Genomic DNA, 19,624 nt, shown 5'->3' on the forward strand with positions numbered 1-19,624 from the left:
TGCTGCCCGGCCTTCCTAGCATCGAATTCACCACATGACGTCAACCGGCCATCTGAAGCGTCCGGATGGCGGAAGAGGAGTTATCCGTGAACGTCTCCAGCCCGGGCCTTCCGGAGGGAATTCCGGAGAATGCGCGACCGCTGCACATCGCCATGTTCAACATCCCGGCGGACGGTCATGTGAATCCGAATCTCGCGCTCTGTACGGAATTGGTCAAGCGGGGCCACCGGGTCAGCTTCTCCATCGACGAGGGGCGTGCCGCGGCGGTGCGGGCCACCGGGGCCGAGCCGGTCGTCTACCGGTCGACCTTCCCGGACGCGAGCCGCGGCGAGCGGTTCCCCATCCATGATGTGATCGCGATGTCCTCGCTCTTCCTGCGGGAGGCGGTCGCGGTGCTGCCGCAGCAGATCGCCGCCTTCGAGGACGACCGCCCCGATATCGTCCTCTACGACTACGCCGCGCTGTCGGCCCAGATCCTGGCCAGGCGCTGGGGCGTCCCGGCGGTGCGGCTCTCCCCGACCCGGGTGTCCAGCAACACCTACGAGCGGGATCTGGCCCCGTTCTACGCCTCGGTGGCGGACGACCCGGCGTGGCTGGCCTACCGGGCGGAGTTCCAGCGCTTCCTGGACGAGGGCGGGATGGAGCTGACCATCGAGGAGTTCCTCTACGTCGGACGGGCCGACCACTATGTGGTCACCATCCCGCGCGCCTTCCAGGCCGACGCGGACGAACTCGGCGACGCCTACACGTTCGTGGGCCCGGTGGTGCGCGACCAGGACCACCAGGTTCCCTGGCGGCGGCCCGCGGACGGCCGGCCGGTGCTGCTGATCGCCTTCGGCTCGATCGCGCCCGAGGTCCCGCAGGTGCAGCGGGTCTTCTTCGAGTGCGCGGAGGCGTTCGCCGACTCGCCGTGGCATGTGGTGATGTCGATCGGCAAGCATCTGGACCCGGCGGACTTCGGACCGCTGCCCCCGCACATCGAGCTGGACCCGGACGTCCCCCAGCTCCAGGTCCTGGCCGAGGCCGCGGCGTTCATCACGCATGCGGGCATGGGCTCCACCATGGAGGCGATCCAGTACGGCGTTCCCCTGGTGGCGGTGCCCATGGCGTTCGACCAGCTGGAGAACGCCCGGCTGACGGAGGAACTGGGCATCGGCGTACGGGTGCCCTTCGAAGGGGTCACCGGCGAGGAGCTGCGCGAGGCGGTGGAGCGGGTGTCCGCCGACCCCGAGGTGCCCCGGCGGCTGGCGGAACTGCGCGCGCAGATCCTCGCGGAGGGCGGCGCCTCCGGGGCGGCCGACGCGGTCGAGGGCGTACTGCGGCGCGCGCGGGCCGGCGTGTGAGCGGATCGGGAACGGCCGCCGGGGCGGGGCCGGCGCGGCAGACGCGCCGGGCCGCCCTGGCCGCCTTCGTCTGGGCGGTCGTCTTCACCGCGATGCATGTGTACTGGTTCGCCGGGGGCCGGTTCGGGCTCGGCGACGCTCCCGAGGTGGTGCCGCGCGCCACCAGCACCAGCGACCGGATCCAGGGCGCGGTCATCACCGTCATGTTCGCGGTGGGGATCGTGCTGCCCCTGGCGCTGACCCGGCCGTGGGGGCGGCGGATCCCGCGGTGGGCGGCGCTGTGCTGCCTGTGGACCGGCTGCGCGCTGGTGGCGGTGCGCGGCGGCGCCGGGCTGCTGGACACGGCGCTGCGCGGCACCGGGCTGGCGCCGCACGGTCTGACCGGCCTGACGTACGAGCAGATCACCGGCGACGCCCACCCTTCCGCGTACACCATCTGGTCCGGGGTCGGCGTCGACGCCTACTTCGTGCTCGGCGGGATCCTGTACGGCCTGACCGCCCTGTGGCTGGGCCGCGGGGCCCGGCCCGGGCGGCCCGTCACGGCAGAGTGACCACCAGCGCGGCGTGCGCGAGCCCCGCGCCGAACCCCGCCAGCAGGGCCAGTCCCCCCGAGGGCAGCGCCCCGCGGTCCCTGAGGGCCTCCATGGCGAGCGGGACGGACGCGGCGGAGGTGTTTCCGGCGGAGGTGATGTCGTCGGCGACCACGACATGCGGCGGCAGGTCCAGGGCCTTGGCCACCGCCTCGGTGATGCGCAGGTTCGCCTGGTGCGGGATGAAGGCGGCCAGCTGCTCCGCCGTGACGCCCGCCCGGCCCAGGGCGGCGGCCGCCGTGCGCGGCACCTCCCTGATCGCCCAGCGGAACACCTCGGACCCGGCCATCCGCATGTACGGCCAGGGGTGGTCCGCGTCCCGGGCGGCGGTCCAGGGCTCCTGGTGGGCGATGAGGTCGTGCCGGTCCCCGTCGGACCCCCAGGCCACGGACCTGATCCCGGGTTCGTCGGCGGGGCCGACCAGCACCGCGCCCGCGCCGTCCGCGAAGAGGAAGGCGGCCCCCCGGTCGTCCGGGTCGACGATGTCGGTCATCCGCTCGGAGCCGATCACCAGCACCCGGCGGGAGGTGCCCGCGCGGACGAGCCCGTCCGCCACGGCCAGGGCGTAGCAGAAGCCCGCGCAGGCCACGTGCACATCGAAGGCGGCGGCGGACCGCGCGCCGACGGCCGCGGCCACCTGGGGCGCCGCCGCCGGGCTCTGGTACAGGTACGACATCGAGGCCAGCAGCACGGTGTCGACGTCGGCCGGGGCCACGCCCGCGTCGGCCAGCGCCTTGCCCCCGGCGTGCGCGGCCATGGCGATCACCGTCTCGTCCGGCCCGGCGTAGCGCCGGCTGACGATGCCCGACCGGCGCCGTATCCAGGTGTCGGAGGAGTCCAGGCGCGCGCACAGCTCCTCGTTGGGCACGGTGCGGGCGGGGCGGTAGCCGCCCAGTCCCAGGATGCGCGCGCCCGCCCGCCCCTGACGTCCGGTCATGACGGACCTCCGCCCACGCGCACGAGGGTGCCGTCCACGTACTGCTGGCGGCAGGTGCCGCGGCGCACCTTTCCGCTGGTCGTCTTGGGGAGGGTGCCGCGGCGGATGACGACGACGTCCTCGGCCTCCAGCCGGTGGTCGCTGCGCACCCGCTCGCGCACGGCGCTGACGAGCACGTCGTGACCGGCCGCGCGCAGCGCCCGGCCGTCCGCCTCGATCACCACGACCAGGGCCTCCCGGTCGCCCCTGTCGACGGCGAAGGCGGCCGCGGAGGCGGGGCGCAGCGCGGGGTGGCTGCGTTCGGCGGAGTACTCCAGATCCTGCGGGTAGTGGTTGCGGCCCTTGACGACGAGGAGGTCCTTGAGCCGTCCGGTGACATAGAGCTCGCCGTCGCGGACGAAGCCGATGTCGCCGGTGCGCAGGAACGCCCCGGTGTCGGCGTCGCCGGCGATCCGGGCCCGGAAGGTCTCCTCGCTCTCCCGCTCGCGGCCCGCGTACCCGGCCGCGACGCAGGGGCCGGCGGCCCAGATCTCGCCCACCCGGCCGGGGGCGGCCGCGCGGTGGGTGGCGGGGTCCACGATGCGCACGCGGGTGTCGCCGATGGTGCGGCCGCAGCTGACCACGGGTATCGCGGCGGCGTCCGTGGTCACCGTGACCCGTCCCTCGCCGAGATCGGCGGGCGCGAGGGTGAGGGCCCGCGGCAGTTCGCCGGGGCCGCTGCCGCTGATCTTGAGGGTGTGTTCGGCGAGTCCGTATCCCGGCGAGACCGCGTGGGGGTCCAGGCCGTAGGGGGTGAACGCCTCGGTGAACGCCCGGATGGTGTGGAGCCGCACCGGCTCGGCGCCGTTGACGGCCGCCCGCCAGGCGGACAGGTCGCAGCCCGGCGCGGGGCGTGCCTCCCGTACGCACAGGTCGTAGGCGAAGTTGGGGGCCGCCGCGTGGGTGCCGCCGAACCGGGAGAGGGCCTCCAGCCAGCGGGCCGGGCGGCGGACGAACGCCTCGGGGGCCATGAGGTAGGACGGGATGCCGGCCCACAGGGGCAGGACGACGCCGAACAGCAGCCCCATGTCGTGGAAGAGCGGGAGCCAGGAGACGACGGTGCCGCCCCGGGTGGGCCACAGGGCGTCGGTCTCGGCCGCGTTGTGCCAGAAGTTGCGGTGGGTGACCATCACGCCCTTGGGCGTGCCGGTGGAGCCGGAGGTGTACTGGAGCAGCGCCACGTCGTCGAGTCCGGGGGCGGGCAGGGCCTCCCCGGCCGTCGCCGCCTGCGGGTACGCGTCGGTGGCCAGCAGTTCCAGGCCGCGCAGCTCGGGCGCGTCCGGGAAGTCCGCCAGCAGCCGGTCGCGGGTCTCCGCGGTGGTGAGGACCAGGTTGGTGCCCGAGTCGTCGGCGACGGAGCGCAGCCGGCGCAGCGCCTGGCCGTTCCTGGGGACCTGTACGGGCGCTCCCATGACCCCGGCGGCGGCGCATCCGAGCCAGGCGCGGACGAATTCGAGGCCGGTGGGATACAGCAGAACGGCGCTTTGGCCGCGCATGTCCCGGCGGCGGAGTTCGGCCGCGCGCGCGAGGGCCTGGCGCTGGAGTTCCGCGTAGGTGGCCCGTTCGTCCGGGTCCTCGCCGTTGCGGAGGTAGCAGTAGGCGAGGGCGTCGGGGGTTTCGGCGGCGCGCCGGGCGAGCAGGGCCGGCAGGGATATCAGCTTTTCGGGGGCATGGCCGACAGAAGTCATGTCCATCCTTTTCAGCGGTGGATGGCTCCTGTATAGCCAGGGGTCCCGGGCCCCTCAAGGGCGATATCACCATGCTGCCAATATCACGGAATACCGCCCGGTAACAATTCCCGGCGTCCATTCCATGACCATTCAATGCCGCATCAGTTCCGCCCGCTGCCGCGCGAAATGAGGAAAAGTACTTTCAGGCCGATCACTCCGGAGATCACCAGCAGGTGATAGCCCAGTAGTTGGAAGAGTCCTATTCCGGGAACGACCAGCGGACCGCCGTCGATGCTGAGCAGGATCACCGACATGACCCCGCTGGTGGCGGCGATGAAGGTCAGCAGGATCTCGTGCACCAGCGACCTGATGTACGTACGGTCGCGGGCGTTGGCGAAGAGCCGCACGCCGACGCCGAGGCGGCCCTGTTCGAGCGCGCTGGTGACCCGGTCCAGCCGCCGGGGCAGCCTGCGCAGCAGTTCCCAGGCCGCCATCACGTCCGTCGGGCTGATCAGCTGGCTCAGCGGATCGCCGCCGGCCCGGGCGAAGCCCCCGTCGGCGAAGGTCCGGGCCTCCTCCACCATGACGAAGCCCGGGGCGATGAGCATCAGGGTGCCCTCGAGGGTGCCCAGGGCCCGGAAGACGGCCGCGACCTCGGGCGGGATGGTCAGCCCATGGCGCTGGACCAGCCGGAAGAGGTCGGTGAAGATCTGCACGCTGGGGGTGGAGCCGGGCGCGAAGTAGCGTGACAGGAAGCGGCCGAGCTCCCGCTGCAGCCGCTGCTCGTCGATCTCCTCGGGCCGGGTGACCACTTCCAGCAGCGCGTCGCACAGGGCGGCCGAGTCCTGGCTGTTGAGCGCGAAGAGCAGGGACCGCAGACCGGAGCGGACCTGGGCGTCGACCCGGCCGACCGAGCCGAAGTCGATGACACCGATGGCGCCGTCGTCCAGCAGCAGGATGTTCCCGGGGTGCGGATCGGCGTGGAAGGTGCCGTCGATCATCACCTGGTGGAACATGTTGACCATCACCTTCCTGGCGAGCGCCAGGCGTTCCTCCTCGGTGCCCTTGAGGACCGCGGCGGCCGAGCCGATGGGGGTGCCGGTCAGGCGCTCCATGACGAGCACCTGCTCGCCCGACCACTCCTCGTACACCCTCGGCAGCCGGATGCCGGTGCCCTCCGAGCGCAGGGTCCAGGCCGTGCTCACGGTGGCGATGTTGGCCGCTTCGATCCGGAAGTCCAGCTCCTCACGGACCGAGGTGGCGAACCCGTCGGCCAGGTCCACCACCCCCAGGGCGCGGGCCCAGCCGGCGCGCCGCTCCAGCGTTCTGGCGAACCGCAGGATGATCTGCAGATCGCATTCGGCGACCTCCCGGACGCCCGGGCGGCGCACCTTGACCACGACCTCCTCGCCGGAGTGCAGCCGTGCCGCGTGGACCTGCGCTATGGAGGCCGCCGCCAGCGGCTCGTGGTCGAAGTGGGCGAACGCCTCCGTCAGCGGCATGCCCAGCTCCCGCTCCAGGGCCTCCCCCACCACCTGCCAGGGCTCCGGTGAGACCTGGTGGTGCAGCCGCCCCAGTTCGGCGATGAAGGCGGGCGGGAGCAGGTCCCGGCGGGTGGACAGCACCTGGCCCAGCTTGACGAAGGTGGCGCCGCCCTCCTCCAGCGCCAGCCGCAGCGGCCTGGCCATGCGCCCGGAGCCCAGCCCCCGGCCCCCGGTGGGGACCGCGCCATAGCGGCCGGGGCGCAGACCGTGGCGCATGGCGATGGACACGATGTGCCAGTAGCGGCGGGTGCGGGTGACCCGGGACCGCGCCGACCGCACCCAGCCGCGCGGCCCGCCCACCGAGCCGCTGGGCAGGACCACTTCGAGGACGGCCAGGAAGCCGGTGGTCACCACGAGCGTGGACCCGAACTGCACCCCGGTGAGGATGCCGCGCTGCTCGGGGCGCTGCATCAGCAGGCTGAAGACGGCCAGGCCCACCACGCTGACCAGCCCGGCCAGCAGGGACCGCACGATCCCGATGCGCAGGCCCAGCAGCCTCCGGGCGCTGAACACGAAGGCCATGATGAACGCGGTCATCACCAGGAGGGCCAGGAGGAACTGGGCCAGCTTCATCACTGCGCGGGGTCCTTCGGGTCAGCGTGCGGCGGCCCTGTGGTAGGCGCGGGCGGCCATCGGGGCCACCACGATCAGCAGGGCGCACAGGATCAGGGTGCCCGCGGCCAGCGGGTGCTGGGCCGGCAGGGCGTCGCTCACCACCGTGGAGGGGTTGCCCCACAGGTCCCGGCAGGCACTCACCACCGAACTGATGGGGTTCCACTCGCCGATGATCTGCATCCAGCGCGGCAGCCCGTCCAGCGGCACGAAGGAGTTGGACAGCAGCGCGAACGGCAGGACCATCAGCGAGGAGATGGTGTTGACCGCCTCCGGGCTGCGCACCACCAGGCCGATCAGCGCGCCGATCCAGCACATGGTGAAGCCCAGGAGGAGCAGCAGGCCGAAGCCCGCGACGGTCTTGACCAGGCCGTGGTGCGCCTTCCAGCCGATGAGCAGGCCGACCAGCGCCATGACCAGGCAGCTGAGCGCCGTCATCGCCATGTCCGAGACGGTCCGGCCGAGCAGCACCGCGTAGCGGGACATCGGCAGCGACCGGAAGCGGTCCACCAGACCGTTCTTGAGGTCGTCCGCGACGCCGGCGGCGCTCGTGCCCACCGCGGAGAACATCACCTGGGTGAAGATGCCCGCCATGATGTACTCGCGGTAGTTGCCGCCGGGCACGGACATCGCGCTGCCGAAGAGATAGCCGAAGACCAGCACCATCACGACGGGCGCGATGGTCACCCCGATCAGCTTCTCCGGTACCCGGGCGATGTGCTTCATATGACGCCCGGCCAGGATCCAGGTGTCGGTTGCCAGTTCTCTCATGCTGCCGTCTTCCCCTCGTCCTCGTCGGGCTCCCCGGCGCTGCTGCGCCCGGTCAGCGCGAGGAACACGTCGTCCATGGACGGTCTGCGCATGGCGAAGTCCGTCACCTCGATTCCCTTGCCGCGCAGCGCGGCGGCCGCGTCGGCGATGGAGTCGATGCCGGAGCCCACCGGCACCGATACGCTGCGGCCCTGGTCCCCCACCACGGGTTCGCCGACCGCGACGCGCTCCAGCAGCGCGGTGACATCCGGGACGGCGCCCGGGTCGGCGAGGCCGACCTCGAGGCGCTCCCCGCCGACCTTGCGCTTGAGCTCGTCGGGGGTGCCATCGGCGATGAGCAGCCCCTTGTCGATGACCGCGATGCGGTCGGCGAGCTGGTCCGCCTCCTCCAGGTACTGGGTGGTGAGCAGGACCGTGACGCCCGCCTCGACCTGTTCGCGGACCATGGCCCACAGGGTCATGCGGCTGGTGAGGTCCAGGCCGGTGGTCGGCTCGTCCAGGAACAGCACGCCGGGGTCGGCCAGCAGGCTGGCGGCCAGGTCCAGCCGGCGCCGCATACCGCCCGAGTAGGTCTTCGTCTCCCGGTCGGCGGCGCCCGTGAGGTCGAAGCGCTCCAGCAGTTCCTCGGCCCGCCGCTTGGCGTTGGCGCGGCCGAGTCGGTAGAGCCTGCCGATGAGGACGAGGTTCTCCCGGCCGGTCAGGCGCTCGTCCACGGCCGCGTACTGTCCCGCCAGGCCGATGCGCCTGCGGACCTCCAGGGGCGCGGTGCCGATGTCGTGGCCGGCCACCACCGCGCGGCCGCCGTCGGCCGGCAGCAGGGTGGCCAGGATCCGTACCGTGGTGGTCTTCCCGGCTCCGTTCGGTCCGAGGAGGCCGAGCACGGACCCGGCGGGCACCGTGAGGTCGACGCCCTTCAGCACCTCGTTGTCGCCGTACCGTTTGCTCAGGCCCTCGGCCTCGATCGCCACGTCCATGTTCTCTCCTGGAAAGGTCGCCGGTGTGTGCGTGATCCGGGCGGTGCCGTCATCGGTCGATGCCCGCGAGACCGCGGGCGTGGCGACGGTCGGTTCCCCGGGAGACGGCGAGCGGGTCCCAGCGCTCGTCGCGCTCGGGCAGCAGGTCCGCGTCGCCCAGCACGGCCCCGTCGTGCACCTCGTGCATCAGCCGGCGGCCGACGATGGCGGAGGCGCAGGCGATGCCGCCCACGGCGACACCGGTGATGCCGCTGCCGTAGCGGGTGTTGGCGCCCACCACGTGCAACCCCTCGACCTGGGTGCGGGTGTCGGGACGCACGCCCACGCCGCCCCAGTCCGCGAGGCCGAAGGGGGTGCCCCCGGTGGACAGGGTGTAGCGCTCATGGGTCAGCGGGGTCGCCGCCTCCAGGTGCGTGATGTGGTCCCGGAAGGGGCCGATCGCCCGCTCGGCGGCGGTGAGCATGGCCTGGGTGAACTCTTCCTTGCTCTGCCGGTAGGCGCCGTTGCGGCGGTAACGGGTGCCGTCGGCGGGCCCCGTGGTCACCCCCCAGCGGTCGTACTCGGGCGGGCACAGCGTCATCACCTGGAAGTTGCTGTGGCCCGGCGGGCACACGGTGCGCCCCTGGGGGTCCTTCTGCGACGCGAAGGACAGGAAGAGGAAGGAGATCGGGTCGATGTCGCCCTCGGCGAGCCGCCGGTAGTAGGTGTCGATGTCGTCGTCGGCGTACCACCACAGATTGGCGTTGCGCCGCTCGGGCAGCGGCCGGTCCAGGGCCACGTACAGCGTGGCGAACGGCAGGCCCATGGCCGCGTCCTGGGTCTTGGTCACCAGCTTGGCGGGGAAGTGCTCGGCGCCCACGAGGTCGAGCACGGTGCGGCGGTAGTCGGCGTTCGAGACCACCAGCGGGGCGGAGAACCGCCGTCCGTCGGCCAGCCCCACCCCGGTGACCTTGCCGTCGTCGACGAGGATGCGCGTCACATGGGCCCGGGTGAGCAGGGCCCCGCCGTGCGCCTCCAGGCTCTCCACCAGGCCCGCGGCCAGCATCTGGCCGCCGCCCTCGGGGTAGTAGGCGCCCCGCACGTAGTGGTCGGTGACGGTCGCGTGCATCGAGACGGTCGCCTGCTCGGGCCCCATGCCGTAGTTGGGCGACTGGGCGGCCAGGATGGTCCTGGCCCGCGCCGAGAGCCCGCAGTGGTCGAAGAGCCGGGAGAGCGGATGGCGGCCCCATTTGAGGGTGACCGGGGTGCGCGCGACCAGGTCGGCGACGGTCAGGTCCTCCCCGGACAGCAGGGCCGAGCGCATCTCGGCCCCCAGGGTCTCGCAGATGTCGAGGAAGGTGTCCAGGCCCTCGGCGTCCTGCGGCAGCGTCTCCTTCAGGCGCCGCCGGTACCGGTCCCAGCCGGCGGGCATGAACATGGAGGTGCTCGGCAGCACGATCTCGTCGAAGCCGTCCTGGTCCATCTCGCGGTAGGTGATCCGCTTGTCCAGGCCGAGGCCGCCGAGGATCGCGGGCAGCACCCCACCGGGCCCGCAGTCGCCGAGGTAGTGGACGCCGACGTCGAACTCGTAGGCGCGGCGGCGGCGGAACACATGGCTGTTGCCGCCCGCGACGTCATGCTGCTCCAGTACCAGGACCCGCCGCCCGGTCACCGCCAGATAGGCGGCGCAGACCAGGCCGCCGATGCCGGAGCCGACGACTATCGCATCCCAATCATCCCGGTTCGTCATGCTGGGGATCCCATCTGTGTCTCAATCGCCGTAACCGTCGCAGCAATCGGGGCCGCGGTCCCGGGCCGTGACCGGAAGCTGCCACCCACACCTTTCTCCCGTGCGACGCCCGGGATCGGGTGGGTCCGCTGCCCCCGTTCGCTCGTCTTCACCGCAGCCGCAGCAATGCGCAGGCGACCGCCCCGTCGCGGTCCACCGAGGTGATCACCGCGACCTTGCCGGAGGCCTCCGGGGCGTCCTCGGCGGTGGCGAGGACCGCGACCACCTGGAAGGCCGCGGCGGCCGCGGAGGTGTCCCCGATCGGTTCGGGGTGCGGCACCCAGCGGGGCTCGGCCTCGCCGAACAGCGCCTCCAGCACGCCCCGTTCCGCCACTCCGGCGGTCCCGGCCGGCGCGGACGGCGAGACCGCCCACACCTCGGCCGGGGTCACCCCGGAACGCCGCAGCGCGCGCTCCACGCACCGGGTCAGAGCCGGTTCCGTGCCCTCCGGGCCGGCCACCCCGGACTCCACGAGCACCACTTCGGCCAGGCCCGCCGCCGCGTCCGGCGCGCCGGCGGGGACCAGCCGCAGCACCGCACAGCCCTCGCCGAGCAGCACACCGTCGGCCCGCTCGTCCTCGCCCCGGGTGTGGTGCTCCAGCCAGGCGCGGGCGGCCGAGTGCTCCTCCACCGCGCCCACCAGCACGCTGCCCGCCCGGCCCGATGTCAGCAGACGCCGTCCGTAGTGCAGCGCCTGCAGCCCGGAGGCGCGGCCCGCGGCCACGGTGGCGTTGGGCCCGCGCAGCCCGTACCGGATGGCGCACTGCCCGGAGGCGCAGTTCATCACCGTGTTGGGGAAGTGCGAGGGGTCGACGTAGAACGGCTTTTCCTGCACGAAGGTGTCGCGGGTCAGGTCCATCATGCTCTGCGCGCTGCCGGTGTTCGTGCCGAGCACCAGCGCGACGTCCTCGCCGCCCGACGCGGGGCCGGGCTCGGTGCCCGTGACCTCCCGCAGCAGCCGGTCCACGGCCGTGACGGCCAGTCCGGTCACCCGGTCCATGGACCGGGTTCCCTTGCGTCCCAGCACCTCACGGATGACGAAGCCCGGTACCAGACAGGCTTGTTCACCAGGTCCCGACCACTCGGCCGGGTCGAGTTCCACTGCCGTTCTCCGCCCGGACCGCAGCCCCTCGACGAAGGCGTGGCGCCCGATCCCGTACGGCGACACCGCCGACCAGCCCGAGATCACGGGACCGCGCACCGCGGCAACCATGGCCGTCACAACCGATCCACTCCTTGGGGAATCGTCGCGGGTCCCGGCGGCCGCGCCCCGGGAGCCCGCTCACAGATAGAAGACCGCGCGGTATCCGGGCCAGCGGGCCGCCATGGCCCCGGCCGGTACCGTGCGTACGCCGGGCAGCAGACCGGACGTCGCGTCCGGGCCGTACGCCCGCAGGTCCTGCTCCTCGATCCAGACGCCGACCCCGGCCGCCAGCAGCACGTCCAGGCCCTTGCCCGGGGTGTTGACCGTGGTCAGCTCCCGCTTCCCCAGGCGCGGTACGGGCGTCCGCGCGGCCCGGACGGCATAGCCGACCGCCGGGCCGCGCAGCAGCACGTCCAGTCCGCCCAGGTGGCGGTGGAAGAGATACGCGCAGTAGAGGCCGTCGGAGAACTGGGTCTCCACCGCGCCCCGGTAGGCGCGCTCGACGATGGCGAGCGCGCGCCGCTCCTCGGCCGCCACGGTCACATCACTCCCAGGTAGAGCGTCTTGTCCGCGGCGGCCACATGCTCGGCGAACCTCGCCGGGGCCCGCACCGGGACCTCCGGAATGTGGTCCACCGCGCCGCGGTCGTCGCTGCAGAAGCGGCAGGCGTACCAGCGCAGCCGGTCGGGGAAGGCGAGGAGCATCTCCCGCACGAGCAGGCTCGTCGACGGATAGTCCACGGACCATTCGGCGAGGTTGCGGGGCTTGCTGTCGCCCAGCCCCCGCTGGGTGAGCATGGTGGCGTAGCCGCAGGCCCAGATCTGCACCGTGGCCCCGCCGTCCAGCATGGCCTGCGACAGCCGCAGCGCGCTGGTGAGCAGGTCGCTCTCGTAGGGCGCGCCCATGACCGTCAGCAGGACGTCGGAGCGCGGAACCGTCGTGGTCCTGGCCATCTCAGTGCCACACCACCCTGACGCCGGGGGCCAGCACCCGGGCGGAGACCTCCGGCATGCCCACCACCCGGGCCTCGGGGATCAGCCGGTCCGCGGCGAGGCCGCGCTGGGCGAGGGAGAAGTCGTCCACCCACACCTCACCGCCGGCCTCCGCAAGGGCCCGTACCTCCGCCGAGTCCTCCTCCGTGCCGCGCACGGCGGCGGTGACGGCGTCCTGCACGAGGACCAGCTGCACGGGATGGCCGGAGAGGGCCAGGGTGCGGCCGTCCCGGACGAACGCGCCACAGGCGGGGCCCGCCCAGGGGCCACGGCTCTCGATGAGCAGATGGGGAGAGTTAAGGACCGGTGCGTCTTCTCGCGTCATGATTCCCATGCCTTCAGCCGACCGTCGTACCGTTCACGGCTTCGCCAGCATCGCCAGGGCCGACGCGGTGTTCCAGGCGGGCGACATGATCCTGCCAGTGCTCCCGCTGCCCGTGGAGCACGAATTCGATCAGGTCGGCCGAGGTGACCGCGCCGTCCAGCTGCCGCATCCGCTTGCGCATGGCGGCGGTCCGCGCCGCGATCTCGGGGTCGGAGGCGACGAAGGACACGGCATCCCGCAGCCGCGACGCAGTCGCCTTGTCCAGGGGGATGTGCCGCCCGAGCCCCAGGTCGACCAGGCGCTCGGCGTTGATGTGCTGGTCGTTGACCTGCGGGACGGCGACCATGGGGACCCCGTGGTGCATGGCCTCGAGCACCGAGCCCATACCGCCGTGGGTGATGAAGGCGGAAGCCCGCTCCAGCACGGCCAACTGGGGTACGGAGCGGTGCTGTTCGACATGGGGCGGCAGCGGGCCGAGCAGCGCGGGGTCGAGGGTGCCGGTCGCGAGCACCACATGCCAGGGCGTGTCGGTGAAGGCCGCCACCACTTCCCGGTAGAAGGCCAGCTGGCCGCTGCCCGCGGACCCCAGGGCCACCAGCAGCACCGGTCGCCCGTCCTCGGGGGCCCGCCACTCGCCCTGGTGCTCCCGTTTCCCGAGACAGGGGCCGACGAAGGCATAGCGCCTGTCCACGGCGTCCCCGTCGATCTGGAACTCCCGGGGCATCGGCACCAGACAGCGCTCGGGCAGCCCGGTGTAGTCGTCGATGGACAGGGCGATGCCGGCGTCGTCCAGGAACTGCCGGAATCCGCGCCGGTACTCCGACCAGCGCGGGTCGTCCGCGAAGTACTCCTCGAACATCTCCCGGCGGGCCCGGCGTTCCTCCGGGCCCGCCGCGGACACATGGGTGGAGGCGAGGCAGATGACCGGCACCTGCCAGCGGTGTGCGAGCAGCCGGCCGGTGAGCGCGCCGAAGTCGTGCAGCACCAGGTCGGGCCGGTCCGTCTCGAACGCCCGCAGCTGCCCCGGAAGGATGGCGATCGCCTCGTCGAGGGCGAGGCGGGACATGGCGACCGGATCGTCGGAGGGCCAGTCCTCGACCCGGTCCGAGGCGGGCAGGGTCGTCTCGTACGGCACCAGGGTGGCCCCGGCGGCCCGCACCTGCGGGCCGAATTCGGCCGTCACGGCATAGCTCACCCGGTGTCCACGCCGCACCAGCTCGGCCACCGTGCCGAGCGTGGGGGTCACATGGCCGTGGGCCGGGATGTTGAACAACGCGATATGGGATGTCCGTCTGTGGCTCTCCATGGCGTGCTCCGGCTCAGTCTCTGGTGACGACGACGGGGAGCCGCGAGGCGCCGATCATGTCCGACGTGTCGAGGAACTCGATGTCCGCGTCCGGCACGACATGGATGGAGCGGTAGCGGTCCAGCAGCAGGTTGAAGGCGATCCTGCTCTCCAGACGGGCGAGCGGGGCACCGATGCAGTAGTGGATGCCCTGTCCGAAGCCCACGTGCCGGTTGTTCTCCCGGTGGATGTCGAACCGGTCGGGGTCCGTGAAGGCGCTTGTGTCGCGGTTGGCGGAGGAGATCCACACATGGACGAGTTCCCCGGCCGGGATGATCTGCCCGCCGAGCTCCACGTCCTCGGCCGTCATCCGGACGAAGTTGCTGAACGAGGGCCGGATACGGACGACCTCCTCGATGGCCTGGGGCACCAGGGAGCGGTCGGCACGCACCTCGGTGTACAGCTCGGGGAAGCGGTCGAAGGTCAGGATGATGTTGCTGATCAGGGCCGCGGTGGTGGTGATCCCGCCCATCAGCAGCACGCCGGCGAAGCCCACGATCTCCTCGTCGTCGAGCGTCCGGCCGTCCATCTCGGCCTGCACCAGCGTGGTGATCAGGTCGTCGCGCGGCTCGGCGCGGCGCCTGCGGATCTGCTCGAACATATAGGTGTTGAGGGACTTCAGCCGCATCGCGGTCGCCCGGTGCCCCTCGACGCCCTGATTGCTGGCGTGCAGCAGATTGGCCCACTCCGCGAAGAGGTGGGCGTCCTCGCGGGGGGCGCCTAGGATATCGGCGATGACGGCCACGGGGAACGGGAACGCGAAGTCCTCCGCGATGTCGAACCGCTCCTTGTCGGCCACCGCGTCGAGCAGCCCGGTGGCGATCTCGAGGAGCTTCGGCTCCAGACCGGCTATATAGCGGGCGCTGAAGGCCTTGCTGACCAGCATCCGGAATTTCCGGTGCCGGGGCTCGTCCATCGCGGCGATGTTCCCCTTGAAGAAGACGTCGTAGTCCTCCTGGGGCGGCGTGATATCGGACATGTCGTTAACGAAGACATCGGTGTTGGCCATGATGTGCGTGACATCTTCGTGCCGGAACACCGACCACTGGAAGGACTGCTCGTTGTAGCTGACCGGGTCTTCCTTCCGCATCTTCTCCAGCCAGGCGAAGAAGTGTGCGTTCGCTTCGGCGGTCTGCCGGTCACGCACGGCGTCACTGGTGGTCATCGCGTTTGCGCTCCTTGGAATGTCTCAAGTTCGGGGGGATTTACCGCGCCGTACCGTGGGCGTCCGGTCCGGGGCCGTCCATGTCCTCGAGTTTCGCGGCCAGAATGCGCCCGATCTCCGCCAGCGGGCCGGGCTTCATGAGGTCCGTGTGCTGCCGGTCGACTTCCCGGGTCTCGATCCGCCCGCCGACATAGGGGCCCCAGGTGTCCGGGGTCGGGGAGATGTCGATCTTGTCGAGCGTGGCGACGACCAGCAGGATGTCGCCGCCGAACTTGTCCGGCAGATGGGTGTTGAACAGATCGCTGTTGTTGGCGTAGATCCTGGTGATGGCCTCGATGTGGCGGCCCTCGAGGGTGGCCATGGCGCTGCCGAGGCGCTGCAGCACCTCGGTCACCCGCTCATGGGTGAGCGGCCCGCCGCCGAGGTAGCGCCGGTCGTAGCCGACCCACCGCAACAGGTCGGCCAGCACGTCCTGTTCGTCGATGGGCGGCATCTTCTGGTTCGGGTAGGTGTCCAGCACGCCCAGCAGGTCGGTCTCCTCGCCCAGCGCCTCCAGACGGGTGGCCATGGCGTGGGCGATGACCCCGCCCGCCGAGTAGCCGACCAGCCGGTAGGGGCCCGAGGGCTGGACGGTGCGGATCTGCCGCACATAGTCGTCGGCCATCTCGGCGATCGTCTTGGGCAGTTGCTCGCCGTCGTCGTCGAGCCCGCGCGCCTGCAGGCCGTAGACGGGATAGTCCTGGCCCAGGTGCTTGATCAGCCCGGAGTAGCACCAGCTCAGGCCGCCCGCCGGGTGGACGCAGAAGACCGGGGGGCGGGTGCCGTGCGGCCGCAGCGGCAGCAGCACGTCCAGCGGCTGTCCCCGGTCCTCGTCGTCGAGGTGAACCGCGAGTTCGGCGGGTGTCGGGGCCTCGAAGAGGCTGCGGATGGTCAGTTCGACGCCGAACGTGGCGTGGATGCGCTTGAGCAGCCGGGTCGCCAGCAGCGACTGTCCGCCGAGGTCGAAGAAGTTGTCGTCCACGCCCACCCGGGGCGCGTCCAGGATCTCCGCGAAGAGCCCGCACAGGATCTCCTCGCGCGGCGTCCGCGGCGCCCGGCCCCCGGTGCTCACCGGCGCCTCCGGCGCGGGCAGCGCCTTACGGTCCAGCTTGCCGTTCACCGTCAACGGCAACCGCTCCAGCACCACAAAAGCAGACGGCACCATATGCTCCGGCAACAGCCCCGCCGCATGCTCCCGCAGCACCCTCGCCTCCACCTCGGCGCCCGCGTCCGGGACCACATACGCGACCAGCCGCTTATCACCGGGACGGTCCTCACGGACCACCACCACCGCCTGGCCCACCCCCGCACACTCACCCAGGACCGACTCGATCTCCCCCAGCTCGATACGGAAACCCCGCACCTTCACCTGGTCATCCGCCCGCCCGACGAACTCCAGCACGCCCCCATCGGTCCACCGCGCCACGTCTCCGGTGCGGTACATCCGGGCACCCGCCGGGCCGAACGGGTCCGCCACGAAACGCCCGGCCGTCAAACCGGGACGGTTCCAATAGCCACGCGCCACCCCGGCGCCGCCGACATACATCTCCCCCGCCACGCCGACGGGCACCGGCCGCAGACCGCCGTCGAGGACATAGACCCGAAGGTCGGGAATGCCGACGCCGATGACGCTCCCCGCACCGGATTTCGCGATACGGGAATCCAGCGCCGCATAGCTGACGTGGACGGTTGTCTCGGTGATCCCGTACATGTTCACCAGCACGGGACCGGTGTCGCCGTGCCGGTCGAACCATTCCTCGAGACGCCACAGATCCAGCGCCTCGCCGCCGAACACCACCCGCCGCAGCTTCAACCGGGCGCCGGTCTCCGGCGCCTCACGATCGGCCTGCATCAGCTGATAGAAGGCCGACGGCGTCTGATTCAGCACCGTCACCCCCTCATCCGCCAGCAACCGCAAAAACTCCCCCGGCGAACGACTCACCTCGAACGGCACCACCACCAACCGCCCACCCCGCAACAACGCACCCCACAACTCCCACACCGAGAAGTCGAACGCAAACGAATGGAACAGCGTCCATACGTCATCCGGGCCGAATCCGAACCACTGATCCGTCGCCTCGAAAAGCCGCACCACATTTCCGTGCGGCACCACGACGCCCTTGGGCCGTCCCGTGGAACCCGATGTGTAGATCACATACGCGGCCGTCTCCGGCGCGACGCGGATCCCCACATCCGACCCATTCAGCCTCGCCAACTCCGCGACGACCTCGGCGTCGTCCAGTGCCACCAGCGGAACCCCTGCCGGCACCTGGACTCCCACACCCGCCTCCGTCACCACCAGCGAGGGCCCCGCGTCCTCCCACACATACGCCACCCGGTCGGCCGGATAGCCCGGGTCCACCGGCACATACACCGCCCCGGCCTTCAGCACCGCGAGGACCGCCACCACCAGGTCCAGTGACCGGGGCAGCACCAGGCCCACCCGGTCCTCGACCGCCACCCCGCGCGCCACCAGCAACCGCGCCAGCCGATTCGCCCGCGCGTTCAGCTCTCCGTAGGACAGCGACTCCTCGCCGCACACCACCGCCACGCTCTGCGCGGACTCCCTCGCCCGCGCCTCGAACAGCTCGGTGAGGGTGGTCTCCGGTGGCGCGGCCGGGGTGTCGTCCGCCGGCGGCAGCAGACGGGCCCGCTCGTCGGGCAGCAGGATGTCCACGGTGCCCAGGGCGCGGTCCGCTCCGGCGTCCGCGAGGGACTCCATCAGCCGGCCGAATCTGCGCTGGTGGAGGGCGAGATCCTGGTCGCTGTAGAGCTCGGGGTTGCCTTCGAAGTCGATGCGCAGCCCCTGGCCCTCGCCCAGGTCGTGGACGACGACCGACAGATCCTCCACCGGGCCCAGGTTGAGGGTGTGCGGGATCGCGGGCAGTTCGCCGAAGGTCAGCCCGTGGCCGAACATCATGATGTTGATCTGCGGTCCGACCAGGCGCTGGTCGCCGCCGAGCAGGCCGAGGTCGCGGCGCAGGTCCTCGTAGCGGTAGCGCTGGTGCCGCAGGACCCGCCGCATCGATCCGGCGACCTGGGTGAGCAGTTCCCCGAAGGTCGACTCGGGCCGCACGGACAGCCGCAGCGGCAGGACGTTGGAGACCATGCCCGGGGTGGCCCGGGCGACCTTGCCGACCCGGCCGGTCACCGGCAGGCCGACGACGATGTCATCGCCTCCGGCCAGGCTCTGCAGATAGGCGGCGAGGACGGCCGTCACCACGGGCGGCCAGGGGACGCCGGCCCGGTCTCCGGCCTCCCGCAGCGCACGGGTGGACTCGGCGGACAGCCAGGTGGTGCCGCGCCGCAGGCGGGTCGGCATGGTGGGGTCCGCGGCCGTCAGGCTGGGCGGCTTGGGGCGGTCGGCGAGCAGGGTGTTCCAGTGCGCCTTGTCCTTGGCGAAGTCCTCCGAGGCACGGTAGCTCTCGTCGGCGGCCACCAGGCCCGACAGCGGTCCGAATCCGCTCTCGGGCACCGGGTTCCCGGCCGTCAGGGCGGTGTAGATCTCGGCGACCCGCCGCGAGATCAGGGCGCCGCTGAAGCCGTCCAGCACGATGTGGTGGCAGCGGTGGTACCACAGGAAGCGGTCGGGGGCGGTCTCGATGACGGCGAAGCGGACCAGTTCGTCGCCGAGGAGGTCCAGCGGGCGCCGGAAGTCGGCGCTCATCCATGCCTCGGCCGCGGCCTGCGGGTCGTCCTCGTGGCTGACGTCGATGTAGTGGACCGTTCCCGTGCCGTCCGGGTCGACCAACTGCCATACGCCCTCGGCGTCCTCGGCGAAGCGGGTGCGCAGCGCGTCGGTCTCCCGGACGACCCGGCGCAGCGCCTCCTCCAGGAGGTCGGGGTCGAGCAGCCCCTGGATCTCCAGGTACTGGGCGCCGTTGTAGATCGGGTTGTCGGGGTCCAGCCGCTGGGCGTACCACATTCCCGACTGGGCGGCGGTCAGGGGGAGCCGGGTGATCCGGGCGTCAGGCATGTCTCGTTCATCCTCGGTCGCAGTGAGACTCGCGTATCGGTGGCGCGCTCTCGCGCGGCGGCGGTGTCGACGGCGGGCGGGCCCCGGCCCGGGGACGGCCGCACGGGTGGGTGCGGCCGTTCCCGGGCCTGGCGTGGTGGGGCGGTGGGGTCAGGCGGCGCTCATCGCGTCGACCAGGCTCTTGGGCCGCATGTCGGTCCAGTTCTGGTTGATGTGGTCGAGGCACGCGTCGCGGGTGTCCTCGCCGTGGACGACCGTCCAGCCGGCCGGGACCTCGGCGAACGCCGGCCAGAGGGAGTACTGCCGCTCCTCGTTGACCAGGACGAAGAAGCGGCCCTCGGCGTTCTCGAACGGGTTGCTCATGTCGTTTCTCTCCTTGTTTCGGTTCCC

Annotated in this window: 15 protein-coding genes and 1 pseudogene; 2 read left to right on the forward strand and 14 right to left on the reverse strand. The window is 71.7% G+C overall.

Translation table 11 applies throughout. The annotated features are described in order from the left end of the window. Window positions 1-86: 86 nt before the first annotated feature. Entirely contained in the window at window positions 87-1,343 is a 1,257-nt protein-coding gene (locus J8403_RS12490; RefSeq protein ID WP_211123263.1) for a macrolide family glycosyltransferase, read from the forward strand. Beyond that, window positions 1,340-1,894: a DUF3995 domain-containing protein gene (locus J8403_RS12495; protein ID WP_211123264.1), complete on the forward strand. Its 555-nt coding sequence runs from the start codon at window positions 1,340-1,342 to the stop codon at window positions 1,892-1,894. The genes J8403_RS12490 and J8403_RS12495 overlap by 4 nt, the downstream gene beginning before the upstream one ends. On the opposite strand, the gene J8403_RS12500 is transcribed toward J8403_RS12495, so the two are convergent. The 14 genes and pseudogenes from J8403_RS12500 to J8403_RS12565 all read right to left on the reverse strand — a co-directional run bounded on the left by J8403_RS12500 (window position 1,881) and on the right by J8403_RS12565 (window position 19,597). After that, window positions 1,881-2,870 (reverse strand): beta-ketoacyl-ACP synthase 3, encoded by a 990-nt coding sequence (locus tag J8403_RS12500; RefSeq protein ID WP_211123265.1) that lies wholly within the window; start codon window positions 2,868-2,870, stop codon window positions 1,881-1,883. The genes J8403_RS12495 and J8403_RS12500 overlap by 14 nt on opposite strands. Further along, window positions 2,867-4,597, reverse strand: coding sequence for a fatty acyl-AMP ligase (locus tag J8403_RS12505; protein ID WP_246585820.1), 1,731 nt, complete (start codon window positions 4,595-4,597; stop codon window positions 2,867-2,869). Before J8403_RS12505 ends, J8403_RS12500 begins: the two co-directional genes overlap by 4 nt. A 143-nt stretch (window positions 4,598-4,740) precedes the next feature. Continuing rightward, a complete protein-coding gene (locus J8403_RS12510) occupies window positions 4,741-6,696 on the reverse strand; it encodes an ABC1 kinase family protein (protein ID WP_211123267.1) in 1,956 nt (651 codons plus the stop codon). A gap of 21 nt (window positions 6,697-6,717) precedes the next feature. Continuing rightward, window positions 6,718-7,506: an ABC transporter permease gene (locus tag J8403_RS12515; RefSeq protein ID WP_211123268.1), complete on the reverse strand. Its 789-nt coding sequence runs from the start codon at window positions 7,504-7,506 to the stop codon at window positions 6,718-6,720. Continuing rightward, a complete protein-coding gene (locus tag J8403_RS12520) occupies window positions 7,503-8,480 on the reverse strand; it encodes an ATP-binding cassette domain-containing protein (RefSeq protein WP_211123269.1) in 978 nt (325 codons plus the stop codon). Before J8403_RS12520 ends, J8403_RS12515 begins: the two co-directional genes overlap by 4 nt. A 49-nt stretch (window positions 8,481-8,529) precedes the next feature. Next, on the reverse strand, window positions 8,530-10,209 hold the full coding sequence (locus tag J8403_RS12525) for a phytoene desaturase family protein (RefSeq protein ID WP_211123270.1): 1,680 nt from the start codon (window positions 10,207-10,209) through the stop codon (window positions 8,530-8,532). Between the two features lie 148 nt (window positions 10,210-10,357). After that, the gene (locus J8403_RS12530) at window positions 10,358-11,461 is read right to left on the reverse strand and encodes a beta-ketoacyl synthase N-terminal-like domain-containing protein (RefSeq protein ID WP_211128216.1); all 1,104 of its coding nucleotides are present in this window, start codon (window positions 11,459-11,461) and stop codon (window positions 10,358-10,360) included. 69 nt (window positions 11,462-11,530) lie between these two features. Beyond that, the gene (locus tag J8403_RS12535; RefSeq protein ID WP_119991761.1) at window positions 11,531-11,935 is read right to left on the reverse strand and encodes a hypothetical protein; all 405 of its coding nucleotides are present in this window, start codon (window positions 11,933-11,935) and stop codon (window positions 11,531-11,533) included. Then, window positions 11,932-12,345, reverse strand: a complete 414-nt coding sequence (locus J8403_RS12540) for a hypothetical protein (protein ID WP_211123271.1) — start codon at window positions 12,343-12,345, stop codon at window positions 11,932-11,934. Before J8403_RS12540 ends, J8403_RS12535 begins: the two co-directional genes overlap by 4 nt. Before the next feature lies 1 nt (window position 12,346). After that, entirely contained in the window at window positions 12,347-12,709 is a 363-nt protein-coding gene (locus tag J8403_RS12545; RefSeq protein ID WP_211123272.1) for a DsrE family protein, read from the reverse strand. Between the two features lie 115 nt (window positions 12,710-12,824). Further along, window positions 12,825-14,015: pseudogene (locus J8403_RS12550) on the reverse strand (macrolide family glycosyltransferase); the annotation flags it as partial. A gap of 13 nt (window positions 14,016-14,028) precedes the next feature. Continuing rightward, window positions 14,029-15,219, reverse strand: a complete 1,191-nt coding sequence (locus J8403_RS12555; RefSeq protein ID WP_211123274.1) for a cytochrome P450 — start codon at window positions 15,217-15,219, stop codon at window positions 14,029-14,031. A 40-nt stretch (window positions 15,220-15,259) separates the two neighbouring features. Next, entirely contained in the window at window positions 15,260-19,234 is a 3,975-nt protein-coding gene (locus J8403_RS12560; protein WP_211123275.1) for a non-ribosomal peptide synthetase, read from the reverse strand. A 150-nt stretch (window positions 19,235-19,384) separates the two neighbouring features. Continuing rightward, complete coding sequence (locus J8403_RS12565; RefSeq protein WP_211123276.1) at window positions 19,385-19,597, reverse strand: MbtH family protein; 213 nt, start codon at window positions 19,595-19,597, stop codon at window positions 19,385-19,387. Between the last annotated feature and the right edge of the window lie 27 nt (window positions 19,598-19,624).

The organism is Streptomyces yatensis, assembly GCF_018069625.1.
Lineage (GTDB): Bacteria > Actinomycetota > Actinomycetes > Streptomycetales > Streptomycetaceae > Streptomyces > Streptomyces yatensis.

Bases quoted from the DNA above. Each gene is read 5' to 3' on its own strand.
- J8403_RS12560 (WP_211123275.1), bottom strand. From the start codon at position 19,234: ATGCCTGACGCCCGGATCACCCGGCTCCCCCTGACCGCCGCCCAGTCG.
- J8403_RS12565 (WP_211123276.1), bottom strand. From the start codon at position 19,597: ATGAGCAACCCGTTCGAGAACGCCGAGGGCCGCTTCTTCGTCCTGGTC.
- J8403_RS12520 (WP_211123269.1), bottom strand. From the start codon at position 8,480: ATGGACGTGGCGATCGAGGCCGAGGGCCTGAGCAAACGGTACGGCGAC.
- J8403_RS12500 (WP_211123265.1), bottom strand. From the start codon at position 2,870: ATGACCGGACGTCAGGGGCGGGCGGGCGCGCGCATCCTGGGACTGGGC.
- J8403_RS12505 (WP_246585820.1), bottom strand. From the start codon at position 4,597: ATGACTTCTGTCGGCCATGCCCCCGAAAAGCTGATATCCCTGCCGGCC.
- J8403_RS12545 (WP_211123272.1), bottom strand. From the start codon at position 12,709: ATGACGCGAGAAGACGCACCGGTCCTTAACTCTCCCCATCTGCTCATC.
- J8403_RS12540 (WP_211123271.1), bottom strand. From the start codon at position 12,345: ATGGCCAGGACCACGACGGTTCCGCGCTCCGACGTCCTGCTGACGGTC.
- J8403_RS12510 (WP_211123267.1), bottom strand. From the start codon at position 6,696: ATGAAGCTGGCCCAGTTCCTCCTGGCCCTCCTGGTGATGACCGCGTTC.
- J8403_RS12555 (WP_211123274.1), bottom strand. From the start codon at position 15,219: ATGACCACCAGTGACGCCGTGCGTGACCGGCAGACCGCCGAAGCGAAC.
- J8403_RS12530 (WP_211128216.1), bottom strand. From the start codon at position 11,461: ATGGTTGCCGCGGTGCGCGGTCCCGTGATCTCGGGCTGGTCGGCGGTG.
- J8403_RS12525 (WP_211123270.1), bottom strand. From the start codon at position 10,209: ATGACGAACCGGGATGATTGGGATGCGATAGTCGTCGGCTCCGGCATC.
- J8403_RS12515 (WP_211123268.1), bottom strand. From the start codon at position 7,506: ATGAGAGAACTGGCAACCGACACCTGGATCCTGGCCGGGCGTCATATG.